Genomic DNA, 13,735 nt, shown 5'->3' with positions numbered 1-13,735 from the left:
CCAGTGGCAGCGACCACCGACACGGAGCACGAAGAGCAGACCGGCGCGGACGGCCCACCGGAGCCCGCGGCACGCCGCCGCGGTCGTGGTCCGGGGCGGATCGTCGCGCTGGCCGTCAGCGTCTTCGGCGAGCTCCTGATCACCGCGGGCCTGGTGCTCGGCCTGTTCGTCGTCTACTCCCTGTGGTGGACGAACGTGGTCGCCGACCGCGCGGCGGACGAGCAGGCCGACAAGGTCCGCGACAACTGGGCCGAGGACCGGGTCGGTCCGGACGGTCCGGGGGAGCTGGACACCAGGGCGGGCATCGGCTTCCTGCACGTGCCGGCGATGGGGAACGGCGACATCCTGGTGGAGAAGGGCACGTCGATGAAGATCCTCAACGACGGCGTGGCCGGCTACTACACCGACCCGGTCAAGTCGGCGCTGCCGACCTCGGGCAAGAAGGGCAACTTCTCGCTGGCGGCGCACCGGGACGGGCACGGGGCGAAGTTCCACAACATCGACAAGATCGAGAAGGGCGACCCGATCGTCTTCGAGACGAAGGACAAGTGGTACGTCTACAAGACCTACGCGGTCCTTCCCGAGACGTCGAAGTTCAACGTCAAGGTCCTCGACGCGGTCCCCGAGGAGTCCGGCAGGAAGAAGGCCGGCCACTACATCACGCTGACGACCTGCACACCGGTGTACACGAGCCGGTACCGGTACGTGGTGTGGGGGGAACTGGTGCGCACGGAGAAGGTGGACGGGGAGCGGACTCCGCCGGCGGAGTTGCGCTGACCGCTGTTCCCCGCCGCCACCGCGCACGAGGACGTGAATGCGGCCGTTGCGACGGCAATGCCCCTTTCTTGTCATGTCCGGCAAGTTCGGTAGGGTGATCTTCGGGCTGACCACCTGGGGGAAGAGCTTTTGTGGATGCCGTCTGCCGCCGGCCCGCCGTGCGCGGGCCTCATCGGATCCAGGCCGCTGACGCGGCACACCGCAACTCCTCGTACTCATGGCCGCGGTGGAACGCGTGCGGGCCATCCCCGGGCGACCGTCCCCGGAGCTCCGGGGTCCGCTGCCGACCGGCTCGTCGAGCCGGGTCACGCCCGATTCAACGGTAGAGAAGCGCTCCGGCCTTCCCGGGGCCGCTCCGCCATGCCCGAAAACAAGTCAAGAGGAACTCCCGCATGAACAAGAAGTCTCTGGGCGCCGGCATATTCGCGCTCGCCGCCGCCCTCCTTCCCCTGAGCGCGGCTCCGGCCCAGGCCGCGTCGAATCCGTGCGGTGGCCCGTACCAGACCATCGCCTACGTCGACGGCCGTCTGCCGGGCGACGGCGGCAACGACGACGGCGACATGGTCGCCTACGCGGGCGGCACCGGATACCTGTGCGTCGTCTTCTACAACGGGACGCCGGGAGGGGCGAACGAGATGTACTTCCACGTCTGCCCCGGCAAGACCAGCGGGGCGGGGTGCGGCACCGACCACGGTGACTACGCCTCGTACGCCGGTCCGATCCGCATCACCGACACCGGCTGCTTCACGGCCGCGTACATGTTGCGGAACGAGAAGGACACCACCTGGCTGATCAACGGCAAGCGCAGCTACGGGCCGCGCTGCTGATCTGTGACGGTCCGGGCCGGTCCCCCGGCCCCGATCCGGGACGCGCGCACACGGGCCCGCACCCTGCCCGAGCAGCCGTCCCGCCGCCTTCCCATCTCGCAGAGAGGATCCCGCGTGGATCAGCAAGTCCTCAGAGCTCAGAAGTGGGTCAACGAGAAGTACGGAAGCATCGCCGGCTACCAGCGCTGCCCCGAAGACGGCCGTACCGGCTGGGCGACCATGTACAGCCTGACCATGGGCCTCCAGCACGAACTCGGCATCAGCCCGGTCGTCGCCAACTTCGGCCCGGGGACCTACTCCCGCGTGGAGGCCCTGGGCGAGATCGGCTTCGGCTGGGAGGAGAACAGAGACCTGCTGGCCTGTGTCCAGTTCGGCATGTGGTGCAAGGGCTACTGGGCCGTCGAGCCGGAGAGCGAGGGCTGGTTCACCGGCGTCACCCGGGAAGCCGTCAAGCAGCTCCGCTCCAACATGGGCCTGCCCGAGGGGGAGGGCACCCTCAACGCGAAGATCATCAAGGCGATCCTCAACATGGACGCCTACGTCGTCGTCGCGGGCGGCAGTGAGGAGATCCGCGGCATCCAGCAGTGGCTCAACGGGCGCTACTGGAACAAGAGCGCCTACACGATCGGGCCCGCGGACGGGATCTACTCCCGGGACGTGCAGAAGTCCCTCATGATCGCCCTCCAGTACGAGCTGGGGATCGCCGGTCCGAACGGGAACTTCGGTCCCGGCACGCAGGCGGCTCTGCGCTCCCACCCCGTCGCCCAGGGCGCCTCGGGCACCCTGGTCCAGATATTCTCCGCCGCCTGTGTCTTCAACTCCCCCACCTACGACGCCGAATCCAACGAGGTCCGCACCACCTGGCGTTCCTCCTTCGACGCCAAGCTCGCCGAGTGGATCCGCGCCTTCCAGAAGTTCAACAAGCTCAGCGTCAACGGGGACGGTGACTTCCAGACCTGGTCCCAGCTCCTGGTCTCCATGGGGGACCCCGACCGGCCGGCCACGGGTTCGGACACGCGCTACGAGATCACCCCGTCGCGCGCGAAGTGGCTCAAGGACCACGGGTACGAGGTCGTGGGCCGCTACATCTACGACCCGCCGGGTTCCACGCTGGACAAGGAGATCAAGCCCGGGGAACTGGACACGATCTTCTCGCACGGGCTGCGCGTCTTCCCCATCTATCAGGACAACGCCCGGGAACTGGACGACTTCACCTACGCCAACGGCTACCAGCACGGCCTGAACGCCCACGAGTTGGCCAGCGGATACGGCTTCAACCCCGGCACCACCATCTACTTCGCCGTCGACTACGACGCCACCCAGGAGGCCATCGACGGCTCCCCGAAGGGCATCATCGTCTACTTCCACGGCGTGCAGGCCGCCCTCGCCAGCAAGGGCAAGAAGTACAACCACGGCGTCTACGGCTCCCGCAACGTCTGTATCAACGTCACCAACAAGACGTTCGCCCGGTACTCCTTCGTCTCCGGGATGTCCTGGGGGTTCTCCGGCAACCTCGGCTTCCCGATCCCCAGGAACTGGTCGTTCAACCAGATCAAGGAGTTCAAGGTCCAGAACGGGACCGACTCCTTCGATCTCGACCGCGACGTCGTATCCGGCCTCGACCGTGGTGTGTCCTCGGTCAACGACAAGGCCGGACCGGCGGACGACTTCATCAGCTACGTCCAGAAGCTGTACGACCTGGCCGGCTCCTACGGAGCCAGCGGGCAGAAGCGCAGCCAGCTCGTGATGGAGTACATCCGCCACCACGAGTACGGCAACAAGGACACGCTGAACAAGATCGGCTGGTGGTACCTGATCGGCGCGTACGACACGGGATTCGTCGATTACTGCAACGCCCGCGGCATGTCCGTCAAGAAGACCTTCAAGGACCCCTTCACCGGCTACGACCTGGGCGCCGAGCACATGATGGCCACGGCCAACGCCCACCTCCTGACGGACCAGCCGTCCGACAGGCAGGGTGCCAACGGTGGTGACGTCGGCGGCTGGGCCGGCGACCTGATGACGTTCTGGTCGGACTGGCGGAACTCCGAGACGGAGTACGCCGATCCCCTCGCGTTCTGCCACGCCAAGCTCGCCGTGCCCGGAGTGTCTTCCTCGTTCGGCTTCAACGACCTCATCGAGGACGCCGACGGCTACCTGATCGCCCGCGCGGTCCGCAACAACAAGACCGTCGTCGAGGCCGTCGAGGAGCTGTACCAGCAGAATGGCGGCGGTCTGAGTCGCTTCAACGACTACTTCACCCAGCGCTGGGGCAACGCCACCGACTGCAAGCAGTCCGCCCACAACGCCCTGACCGCGTCCGACACCGTCCTGGGCCCGGCTCGGAAGCAGCTCATCAGCCTCCAGGGTGCGGTGCTGCCAGCCGTCTACCAGAATGCTCCGGGTGGTTTCGACAAGCTCCAGAACTTCGAGCAGGGATTCGTGGACGCTCTTCTCGCCCGCATGGGCATGGAGAAGACCAAGGCGGCGCAGTACCGGTCCAACCACGAGGCCTTCCTCAAGGCAGCCCGTAGCCGTACTGCCTGGCGTTCCGCCAAGGGCTGACGCATGACTCAGGGGAACAAGACCTTCCGGCCCGAGCGGCTCGCCTACCTCGGCGGGCTTGCCGCGATGGGCATCGCGCTGCTTCTTCTGCTCGGCACCGGCGGCCTCGTCGTGGCCGCCGTGGTCGCGATCCTGTGCCTCGGCATGGTCGCCGGAGGCCGCAGTGGTGTCCGGGCCGTCCGCGAGGGCAGATGGGCGCAGCCCCGGACCTGGCTGTCCCTGGGCGTGGCCTGCGTGTCGACCGGTGTCGGCGGATTCGCGGTCGCCTACCTGACCGGGATCCTCTCCGGGGGACTGGACGTCGAGGAGGCCTGCGTCCACGGTCACGGCGTCCGCTACGACGACGCCTACCGGGAAGCGCACGCGGAAGAGTTCAGCCGTTGGTTCCCGCTGCACAGCAAGTGCAACGAGAACTTCGATCTTGTTCCCTCCTGGGTCAATCCGGCCATTGTGTTCTTCGCCCTGCTGGCGGCGATCGGCGTGCTGTGCCTCGCTGCCGCGGTGGTGACTGCTCTGAGACCAAGGAGAGACAGATGAAGTTGGGCGAACTGACGAGGCGGCGTTTCGTCGGAGTCACGGCCGGCGCGGCGGGTACGGCGGCCCTGGGCCCGCTGCTGCACGCCGGACAGGCCGCCGCGGCCGAAGGGACCGGTGCCGCCGGTTCCTGGACCAAGGACCGCACCGGCAACGGCTGGCCCGTCCTGGCGGAAGCGGAGTCGTTCGGTATCGAGGGCAGCGACCAGAAGGTCAGACTCGCCGGCGGTGACGCCGCCGTGGTCCTGCTGCACGTGGCGCGCCGGTTCCACTACGAGATCGGCACGCTGCGGGACGGCGACGTCCACGGATGGGTGGACGAACGCGGGGTCTCGGCGGAGTACGAGTCGAACTACCTGTCCGGTACGGCGATCGCCGTCCGCCCTCTCTCGTACCCGCTCGGTGCCAAGGACGGCCTGTACCCGAACGAACTCGTCGTGGTGCGGGACATCCTCGCCGAGCTGGACGGCGTGGTCGCCTGGGGTGGGGACTTCAAGCCGGTGAAGGAGTCCCACTTCGAGATCGCCGTCAAGCCCGGACACCCGCGGCTGAAGGGAGTCGCCCGCAAGATCGGCGGCTGGCAGAAGGGCCCGGGCGACGAGGGCGCCGGTGCCACGGACGCGTTCGACCCCGCGCGGCGCAAGAAGGCCCGGGCCTTCGCCCGGCGCTCGGCGTAAGGGGAGCGGGCAGCTCGTTCCGCGCAGACGTGAGCCCCGGTCCCTCCGCTCGGAGGGCCGGGGCTTTCGCCGTAGCGCTGAGTTGCCGGGGGTGCGTCAGTCGTCGCCGCGAAGGCCGCCGATGAAGCCGCCGCCGCCGTTGTTACCGCCGCCGTTGTTGCCGCCGTTGCCCGCGGTGGTGAGAGTGATCGGGGTGGCGGCCGGGTCGTCGACCTCGGTGCCCGCCGGCGGGTTCTGCTGTATCACCAGGGCGTTGTCGTCGTCGGGACCGGAAACCTGGATGTTGGTGAAGCCGGCCTGCTGCAGGGTCTGCTTGGCCTGACCCAGCGGGGTCCCGAGCTTGATCTCCGGAACCTTCGTCTTTTCCGCGACCTTGCCCACGAAGATCTGCACCGAGGAGCCCTTGTCGACCTGCGTGTTCGCCGCGGGCGTCGTGGAGATGACCTTGCCGTCCTGGTTCGGGTCGGTCGTCGGCTGGTCCGTGCAGGTGGCTTCGAGGTCGTTGTTCTCCATCTGGGCCTTGGCCTCGTCGCAGCTGCGGCCGACGACGTCCGGCACCGTGGCCTTCGCCTCGGCCTTGGCGACCTCCAGGGTCACCGTGGAGCCCTTCTCCAGCTCGCTGCCCGGGTCGGGGTCCTGGCTGAGGACGGTGCCCTCGTCCTGGGAGGACTCGGTCTGCTTGGTCTCGACCTCGAAGCCCTTGTCCTTGAGCCGCTGGGTGGCCTCGTCGACGTTCTTGTCGATGACGTTCGGCACGGCGACCTTGGGGGCGCCGGTCGAGACGACCAGGTTGACGGTGGACTTCTTTTCCACGCTGGTGCCCTGCGCGGGGTCCTGCGAGCAGATGCTGCCCTTCTTCTGGTCCTCGCAGGGCTTCTGCGTGAAGGCCAGTTCCAGGTCGGCGTTGGTGGCCAGTTGCTCGGCGTCGGCTCTGGTCTGGCCGACGAAGGCCGGCACGTCGACCTTGTCGTTGCCCGGGCCGCCGTCCCCGCTGAACGCGTACTTGCCGATCAGGATCGCGCCCACGAGGACGAGGATGCCGGCCAGGATCAGGAAGATCGTGGAGGTGTTCGACTTGCGCGGCTGCTGGCGGCGCCGGTCGGGGCGGTCGTCGTAGCCGTAGCCGCCGTCGTCCGGGTTCATGGGCGGCAGCATGGTCGTGGCGCCGCCGCCCGCGTCCGAGCGCAGGGCGGTGGTCGGCTGGTCGTCGGGGTAGGCGCCGTAGCCGCCCGCGGCCATGGCGCCGAGCGCGGCGGTGGCGCCGACCGGCTGGCCGTCGAGGCAGGCCTCGATGTCGGCGCGCATCTCGTCGGCCGACTGGTAGCGGTAGTCGGGGTCCTTGACCAGGGCCTTCAGCACGATCGCGTCCATCTCGGGCGTGATCTCGGGGTCGAAGACGCTGGGCGCCTGCGGTTCCTCGCGAACGTGCTGGTAGGCGACGGCGACCGGGGAGTCGCCGACGAAGGGCGGCCGCACCGTGAGCAGCTCGTAGAGGAGGCAGCCCGTGGAGTACAGGTCGGAGCGTGCGTCGACCTGCTCGCCCTTGGCCTGCTCCGGAGAGAGGTACTGGGCGGTGCCGATCACCGCGGCGGTCTGCGTCATCGTCATGCCGGAGTCGCCCATGGCGCGGGCGATGCCGAAGTCCATGACCTTGACCTGGCCGCCCCGCGTCAGCATGACGTTGGCCGGCTTGATGTCGCGGTGGACGATGCCGGCCCGGTGCGAGTACTCCAGCGCCTGGAGGATGCCGATGGTCATCTCCAGCGTCCGCTCCGGCAGCAGCTTGCGGCCGGAGTGGAGCAGCTCACGGAGCGTGGAGCCGTCGACGTACTCCATCACGATGTACGGGATCGACACGTTGTCGATGTAGTCCTCGCCCGTGTCGTAGACCGCCACGATCGCGGGGTGGTTGAGCGAGGCGGCCGACTGGGCCTCCCGGCGGAAGCGGGCCTGGAAGGACGGGTCGCGCGCGAGGTCCGCGCGCAGCGTCTTCACCGCCACCTGGCGTCCGAGCCGGGTGTCATGCGCGTGGTAAACCTCCGCCATGCCACCACGGCCGAGCACCGGGCCCAGCTCGTACCGGCCGCCGAGGCGACGCGGCTCTTCCATGGTTACTACCAGCCCTCTCCGTCGGTCCCGACCGGCATGCTTGTACGGTCGGAGGCTGCCGTCCGGCCTACCGTACCCGGCTCGCTCCGGGTGACCTGGCCAAGCCCGATACCCGATACAGGACCGGTATCGCAACGTGCGCCTATGTGAAGGGGACGTGACCGGAGTCACGTCCTGTTCAGTTCGTGGTCACTTCTTGCTCTCCAGAACGGCCTCCATCACGTCCTTCGCGATCGGCGCCGCGAGCCCGCCGCCGGAGATGTCGTCACGGACGGCGTTCTCGTCCTCGATCACCACGGCCACGGCGACGGGCGAGCCGCCGTCCTCGCCCTTGGCGTACGAGATGAACCAGGCGTAGGGGTTCTCCTTGTTGTCCACACCGTGCTGCGCCGTACCGGTCTTGCCGCCCACGGTGACGCCGTCGATCTGCGCGTTGGTTCCCGTGCCGTCCTCGACGACGGTCTCCATCATGTCCTGGAGGATCTGGGCGTTGTCCGCGGAGAGCGGCTCGCTCATCTCCTCGGGGTCCGTCTTCTCGATGGTGTCGAGGTTGGGGGCCTGGAGTTCGTCGACCATGTACGGCTTCATCAGGGTGCCGTTGTTGGCGATCGCCGAGGTGACCATGGCCATCTGCAGCGGGGTCGCGGCGGTGTTGAACTGGCCGATGGAGGACAGTGCGACCTCCGAGGGCGCCATGTCGTCCGAGAAGACGGAGCTGCTGGAGCGCACGGGGACGAACTGCTCCTCGGTGAAGCCGAACTTCTTGGCCGTCTCGAGCATCTTCTCGTTGCCGAGGTCGGAGCCGACCTTGCCGAAGACGGTGTTGCAGGACACGCGGAGAGCCTCGCGGAGGGTGGCGTCCTCGCAGGGGAGGTCGCCCTCGTTGGGCAGCTCGGTGGTGGTGCCGGGCATCGTCCAGGGCAGGGGGGAGTCGGTCTTCTCGTCCGCCGAGTCGTACAGCCCGTGCTCCAGGGCGGCGGCCGCGGTGAGCACCTTGAAGGTGGAGCCGGGCGGGTACACCGCGCGCAGGGCGCGGTTGAGCATCGGGTCGTCGGGGTTGTTCTTCTTCTGGAGCCTGTTCCAGGCCTCGCCGGCCGCCTCGTTGCTGCCGGCGATCGAGGTGGGGTCGTACGACGGGTAGGAGGCCATCGAGAGGATCTTGCCGGTGGACGGTTCGAGCGCCACGACGGCGCCCTTGGCGCCCTGCTTCTTCAGGCCGTCGTAGGCGGCCTTCTGGGCGGCGCTGTTGAGGGTGGTGACGACGTTGCCGCCCTCGCGCCTCTTGCCGGTGATCATGTCGAGGGTGTTGCGGAAGAAGAGCCGGTCGTCGTTGCCGGTGAGGATGCCGTCGTTGATGGCCTCGATCTGGGTGGCGCCGTAGGCCTGGGAGACGTAGCCGGTGACGGGCGCCCACATGGCGCCGTCCTTGTAGGTGCGCTTGTACTTGAAGTCGCCCTTGGTGGTGGCGTGGCCGGTGATGGCCTGGCCGTCGACGATGATGTCGCCGCGCGGGCTGGCGTACCGCTCGATGGCGACGCGGCGGTTGTGCTCGTCCTCCTTGAGCTCGTCCGCCTGGACGTACTGGAGCCAGTTGTCGCGGATGAGCAGGGTGAGGACGAGGAGGCCGCAGAAGATCGCGATTCGGCGCAGTGGCTTGTTCACGGTCGGACCACCTGGGTCATCTCGGCGTCCGGGTTGGCGGGAGCGGCGGGGGCCGGCCTGCGGGCGGTGTCGCTGATGCGCAGCAGGATGCCGATCAGGGCCCAGTTGGCGATGACGGAGGAGCCTCCGTAGGCGAGGAAGGGCATCGTCATGCCGGTGAGCGGGATGAGGCCCATCACGCCGCCGGCGACGACGAAGACCTGGAGGGCGAAGGCGCCGGAGAGGCCGATGGCGAGGAGCTTGCCGAACGGGTCGCGGGCGGCGAGGGCGGTGCGCACGCCGCGTTCCACGATCAACGCGTAGAGCAGGAGCAGGGCCATGAGGCCGGCCAGGCCGAGTTCCTCGCCGAAGGTGGCGAGGATGAAGTCGGAGTTGGCGGCGAACCGGATGAGCTCGGAGTGGCCCTGGCCCCAGCCGGTGCCGAGGGTGCCGCCGGAGCCGAAGGCCCACAGGGCCTGCATGGCCTGCTCGGAGTGGCCAACCTGGCCGGCGCGGGAGAGCGTGTACTCGCGCATCGGGTCGAGCCAGGCGTCGACGCGCTGCTGGATGTGCGGCTCGAAGCTGGCGACGCCGACGGCGCCGACGGCGGACATCAGCAGGCCGAAGACGATCCAGCTGGTCCGCTCGGTGGCGACGTACAGCATGATCACGAACATGCCGAAGAACAGCAGCGAGGTGCCGAGGTCGGTCTCGAAGACCAGGATGAGGATCGAGACCATCCAGACGACCAGGATGGGGCCGAGGTCGCGGCCGCGGGGCAGGTAGAGGCCCATGAAGCGGCGGCTGGCGAGTGCGAGCGCGTCGCGCTTCACCATCAGGTAGCCGGCGAAGAAGATCGCCAGGACGATCTTGGCGAACTCTCCGGGCTGGATGGAGAAGGAGCCGACCTGGATCCAGATCTTGGCGCCGTAGATGTTCTTGCCGAGGCCCGGCACCAGCGGGAGCAGCAGGAGGAGCAGCGCGGTGACCATGGAGATGTAGGTGTAGCGCTGCAGGACGCGGTGGTCCTTGAGGAAGATCAGCACGGCGACGAACAGGGCGATGCCCATCGCGGTGTACATCAGCTGCCGGGGCGCGGCGGTGCCGGCCTGCTCGATCTCCTGGAGGAGTTCGGACTGGTCGAGGCGCCAGATGGCGACGAGTCCCAGTCCGTTGAGCAGGGTGGCCAGGGGCAGCATCAGCGGGTCCGCGTACGGCGCGAACTTGCGCACGACGAGGTGGCCGACGCCGGCCAGGAGGCCGAGGCCGAGGCCGTAGCTCAGCAGGCCGGCGGGCACCTCGTCGTTGATGGCCAGGCCCACGTTGGCGTAGGCGAAGACCGGGATCAGGACGGCGAACACGAGCAGAGCCAGCTCGGTGTTGCGCCGGCTCGGGGCGCCGATGGCGCCGATCGTGGACGTGTGGTGCGTCGGCGAGTTGGTAGAACTGCTCATCGTGTGACAGGGCCTCTCACGGCTTGCCTACTGCTTACCGCACAGCGAGACGACCTTCTGCTCTTCCTCCGAGAGGGTCGGTCCTGAGCCTGGAGTGGGTGCGGTCGTGGACGGGGACTCGGACGATTCAGGGGCCTTCGGTGATCCCGAGGGGTTCGGGGTCGGTGAGGCCTTGGACGTGAAGGAGGCGGGTGTGGTTCCCGTGGTGCCTCCGGCCTCGCCCTCGCCCGTCTTCGCGTTCTTCTCGGTCTCCGCGGTGCGCCGGTCGGCCTGCTTCTTGCAGGCGGAGGCCTGCACCGCCAGTTCCTCGATCTTCGCCCGGGCGTCGGCCAGGTCGCTCTCGGGGATGGTGGCCTCGACCAGTTTCTGCTGGTAGGGCGGCAGGTACTTGAGTTCGATCTCGGGGTGATCCTTCTGGATCTTCGAGAGGGAGACCCAGGCGAGGTCCTGGCTGATGCCCCGGTACAGCGCGAGGTGGTCGTTGTTGGTGCCGACGTAGTACTGGGTCTGCGTCCAGCGCCAGCCGCCGTACGTGCCGCCGCCGATGACGGCGAGGGCGAGCACGGTGTAGAGGGATCTCTTCAGCCACTTGCGGCTCTTGCGGGGCTTGGCGAAGTCGTCGGGGCCGTAGTCGTCGAAGCCGCCGGCCGGGATGTAGCCGGTGGTGTCGCCGCTGCCGGGCGGGCCGAACTCGCCGCCTCCGCCGCGCTGTCCGCCGCCCTGGCGGCCGAGTCCGGCGGCGCGGCCGGCCGGGGTCTGCATGATGCCGTTGTCGCCGAACTGGGCCTGGTTCTCGGCGACGGCGCCGACCACGATCGGGGTGTCGGAGAGCTGGCCGGCGAGGGTGTCACCGGTGTCCAGGTCGAGGACGTCGGCGATGATGACGGTGATGTTGTCGGGGCCGCCGCCGCGCAGGGCGAGCTGGATCAGCTCCTGGACGGTCTCCTGGGGGCCCTGGTAGCTGGCGAGGGTGTCCTCCATCGTCTGGTGGGAGACGACGCCGGAGAGTCCGTCGGAGCAGATGAGGTAGCGGTCGCCGGCCCTGACCTCGCGGATGGACAGGTCGGGCTCGACGTGGTCGCCGCTGCCGAGCGCGCGCATCAGCAGGGAGCGCTGCGGGTGGGTGCCGGCCTCCTCCTCGGTGATGCGGCCCTCGTCGACCAGGCGCTGCACCCAGGTGTGGTCCTGCGTGATCTGCGTGAGGACGCCGTCGCGCAGGAGGTAGGCGCGGGAGTCGCCGACGTGGACGAGGCCGAGGCGCTGGCCGGTCCAGAGCAGGGCGGTGAGGGTGGTGCCCATGCCCTCGAGGGCGGGGTCCTCCTCGACCATCTGCCGGAGCTGGTCGTTGGCGCGCTGCACGGCGGTGCCGAGGGAGGTGAGGATGTCGGAGCCGGGCACGTCGTCGTCGAGGGCGACGATGGTGGAGATCACCTCGGAGGAGGCGACCTCGCCGGCGGCCTGGCCGCCCATGCCGTCGGCGATGGCGAGCAGGCGGGGACCGGCGTAACCGGAGTCCTCGTTGCCCTCCCGGATCATGCCCTTGTGCGATCCGGCGGCGAAGCGCAGTGACAGACTCATGCGCACCTCGCCCGTCGGCTCCGGGTACAGCCGGTCGTGTCGAGCCACACTGCCCACCCTCCGGTCGGGAGCGCGCCGGGGCCCGGGGTGCCGGCCGCCGCTGCGTGCTCGCTCCGCTCGCGCTCATTCATTGGTGTAGCACTACTTCCGCAGCTCGATGACGGTCTTGCCGATGCGGATCGGCGACCCCGGCCCGATCGGTGTGGGGGTCGTCAGCCGGGACCGGTCCAGGTAGGTGCCGTTGGTGGAGCCCAGGTCCTCGACGATCCACTGGCCGTTCTGGTCGGGGTAGATCCTGGCATGGCGGCTGGAGGCGTAGTCGTCGTCCAGCACGATCGTCGAGTCGTGTGCCCGGCCGAGCGTGATGGTCTGGCCCTGGAGGGCAACGGTGGTGCCGGTGAGGGTGCCCTCCGTCACGACCAGCTTGGTGGGAGCGCCGCGGCGTCCCCGGCCGCCGCTCTGCTGTTGGCGCTGCGGTGGAGGCGCCTGGCCCTGGCGCGCGGCGGCCTGCTGCGGTCGGGCGGCGTCGCGCCGCGCTCCGCGCTGGGTGACCCGCGTGCCGAACAGGTCGCTGCGGATGACCTGCACGGCCACGATCACGAACAGCCACAATACGGCGAGAAAACCCAGCCGCATGACCGTGAGGGTCAGCTCTGACATTGCCCCCGGATCACCCTTCGGCTTGCCTATAGATAACGGTGGTGCTGCCCACGACGATCCGCGAGCCGTCGCGGAGCGTAGCGCGGGTGGTGTGCTGCCCGTCCACCACGATGCCGTTGGTGGACCCGAGATCCTGGATCGTCGAGGGCGTTCCGGTCCGGATCTCGCAGTGCCGGCGGGAGACGCCGGGGTCGTCGATCCGCACGTCGGCCTCGGTGCTGCGTCCGAGCACGAGCGTCGCGCGGGAGATCTGATGGCGGGTGCCGTTGATCTCGATCCAGTGGCGGGTGCGTCCGCCGGCCGCGGGTGCGGCCGGGGGCTGCTGGCCGCCCGCGGGCTGCGGGTAGCCGTATCCGCCGGGGCGTCCGCCGGGTGGCGGCGCGGCCGGCATGGGTGGGGCGCCCGCGGGGGCGGCGGCCGGTGGGTAGCCGTAGCCACCGCCCGGGCCGCTGGGCCGCCCGGTGGGGGCAGGGGGTGCGGTGGGGCCCGCGGGCGCCGGGCCGCCCTGGTGGCTGCTGGAGGAGGCGAGCGTACGGCTGCGCACCCGGTACAGACCGGTGTCGAGGTCGTCCGCCTTCTCCAGGTGGACCTTGATCGGTCCCATGAAGGTGTAGCGCTGCTGCTTGGCGTAGTCGCGGACCATGCCGGCGAGCTCGTCGCCGAGCTGGCCGGAGTAGGGGCTGAGGCGCTCGAAGTCGGGCGTGCTCAGTTCCACGATGAAGTCATTGGGTACGACGGTGCGGTCGCGGTTCCAGATGGTCGCGTTGTTGTCGCATTCGCGCTGGAGCGCTCCCGCGATCTCCACGGGCTGCACCTCGGACTTGAACACCTTCGCGAAGGTGCCGTTGACCAGACCTTCGAGACGCTGCTCGAACTTCTTCAGGACTCCCATGGGGCACCTCCTCCGTCGCTG

General features: G+C 68.9%; 11 protein-coding genes. 5 read left to right on the top strand and 6 right to left on the bottom strand.

Going from position 1 to position 13,735, the window contains the following annotated elements:
- Window positions 1-3 precede the first annotated feature (3 nt).
- From RI578_RS19710 to RI578_RS19690, 5 genes are all read left to right on the top strand, one after another.
- Complete coding sequence (locus RI578_RS19710; protein ID WP_310872300.1) at window positions 4-777, top strand: class E sortase; 774 nt, start codon at window positions 4-6, stop codon at window positions 775-777.
- Between the two features lie 392 nt (window positions 778-1,169).
- The gene (locus RI578_RS19705) at window positions 1,170-1,604 is read left to right on the top strand and encodes a hypothetical protein (protein ID WP_310872299.1); all 435 of its coding nucleotides are present in this window, start codon (window positions 1,170-1,172) and stop codon (window positions 1,602-1,604) included.
- 114 nt (window positions 1,605-1,718) lie between these two features.
- A complete protein-coding gene (locus RI578_RS19700; RefSeq protein ID WP_310872298.1) occupies window positions 1,719-4,169 on the top strand; it encodes a glycoside hydrolase domain-containing protein in 2,451 nt (816 codons plus the stop codon).
- A gap of 3 nt (window positions 4,170-4,172) precedes the next feature.
- A complete protein-coding gene (locus RI578_RS19695; protein ID WP_310872297.1) occupies window positions 4,173-4,706 on the top strand; it encodes a hypothetical protein in 534 nt (177 codons plus the stop codon).
- The gene (locus RI578_RS19690; protein ID WP_310872296.1) at window positions 4,703-5,380 is read left to right on the top strand and encodes a hypothetical protein; all 678 of its coding nucleotides are present in this window, start codon (window positions 4,703-4,705) and stop codon (window positions 5,378-5,380) included. The genes RI578_RS19695 and RI578_RS19690 overlap by 4 nt, the downstream gene beginning before the upstream one ends.
- Before the next feature lie 96 nt (window positions 5,381-5,476).
- Here the strand turns inward: RI578_RS19690 and pknB are convergent, their stop codons facing one another.
- The 6 genes from pknB to fhaA form a co-directional block, all read right to left on the bottom strand.
- The gene (pknB, locus tag RI578_RS19685; protein ID WP_310872295.1) at window positions 5,477-7,489 is read right to left on the bottom strand and encodes a Stk1 family PASTA domain-containing Ser/Thr kinase; all 2,013 of its coding nucleotides are present in this window, start codon (window positions 7,487-7,489) and stop codon (window positions 5,477-5,479) included.
- A 189-nt stretch (window positions 7,490-7,678) separates the two neighbouring features.
- Complete coding sequence (locus RI578_RS19680) at window positions 7,679-9,151, bottom strand: penicillin-binding protein 2 (RefSeq protein ID WP_310872294.1); 1,473 nt, start codon at window positions 9,149-9,151, stop codon at window positions 7,679-7,681.
- Window positions 9,148-10,584, bottom strand: coding sequence for an FtsW/RodA/SpoVE family cell cycle protein (locus RI578_RS19675; RefSeq protein ID WP_310872293.1), 1,437 nt, complete (start codon window positions 10,582-10,584; stop codon window positions 9,148-9,150). Before RI578_RS19675 ends, RI578_RS19680 begins: the two co-directional genes overlap by 4 nt.
- Before the next feature lie 27 nt (window positions 10,585-10,611).
- Window positions 10,612-12,162 carry a Stp1/IreP family PP2C-type Ser/Thr phosphatase gene (locus tag RI578_RS19670; RefSeq protein WP_210960170.1) on the bottom strand — a complete coding sequence of 517 codons (1,551 nt, stop codon included), beginning with the start codon at window positions 12,160-12,162 and terminating at the stop codon, window positions 10,612-10,614.
- Between the two features lie 141 nt (window positions 12,163-12,303).
- On the bottom strand, window positions 12,304-12,822 hold the full coding sequence (gene fhaB, locus RI578_RS19665; RefSeq protein ID WP_121748050.1) for an antibiotic biosynthesis regulator FhaB: 519 nt from the start codon (window positions 12,820-12,822) through the stop codon (window positions 12,304-12,306).
- A 10-nt stretch (window positions 12,823-12,832) separates the two neighbouring features.
- Window positions 12,833-13,714, bottom strand: coding sequence for an antibiotic biosynthesis regulator FhaA (gene fhaA / locus RI578_RS19660; RefSeq protein ID WP_310872292.1), 882 nt, complete (start codon window positions 13,712-13,714; stop codon window positions 12,833-12,835).
- Between the last annotated feature and the right edge of the window lie 21 nt (window positions 13,715-13,735).

The sequence above is a fragment of the Streptomyces sp. BB1-1-1 genome, from assembly GCF_031597775.1.
In the GTDB taxonomy this organism is placed as follows: domain Bacteria; phylum Actinomycetota; class Actinomycetes; order Streptomycetales; family Streptomycetaceae; genus Streptomyces; species Streptomyces thinghirensis.
This window is presented reverse-complemented; position numbering and strand designations above follow the sequence as displayed.

Bases quoted from the DNA above. Each gene is read 5' to 3' on its own strand.
- RI578_RS19705 (WP_310872299.1), top strand. From the start codon at position 1,170: ATGAACAAGAAGTCTCTGGGCGCCGGCATATTCGCGCTCGCCGCCGCC.
- RI578_RS19695 (WP_310872297.1), top strand. From the start codon at position 4,173: ATGACTCAGGGGAACAAGACCTTCCGGCCCGAGCGGCTCGCCTACCTC.
- RI578_RS19690 (WP_310872296.1), top strand. From the start codon at position 4,703: ATGAAGTTGGGCGAACTGACGAGGCGGCGTTTCGTCGGAGTCACGGCC.
- pknB (WP_310872295.1), bottom strand. From the start codon at position 7,489: ATGGAAGAGCCGCGTCGCCTCGGCGGCCGGTACGAGCTGGGCCCGGTG.
- RI578_RS19675 (WP_310872293.1), bottom strand. From the start codon at position 10,584: ATGAGCAGTTCTACCAACTCGCCGACGCACCACACGTCCACGATCGGC.
- RI578_RS19670 (WP_210960170.1), bottom strand. From the start codon at position 12,162: ATGAGTCTGTCACTGCGCTTCGCCGCCGGATCGCACAAGGGCATGATC.
- fhaB (WP_121748050.1), bottom strand. From the start codon at position 12,822: ATGTCAGAGCTGACCCTCACGGTCATGCGGCTGGGTTTTCTCGCCGTA.
- fhaA (WP_310872292.1), bottom strand. From the start codon at position 13,714: ATGGGAGTCCTGAAGAAGTTCGAGCAGCGTCTCGAAGGTCTGGTCAAC.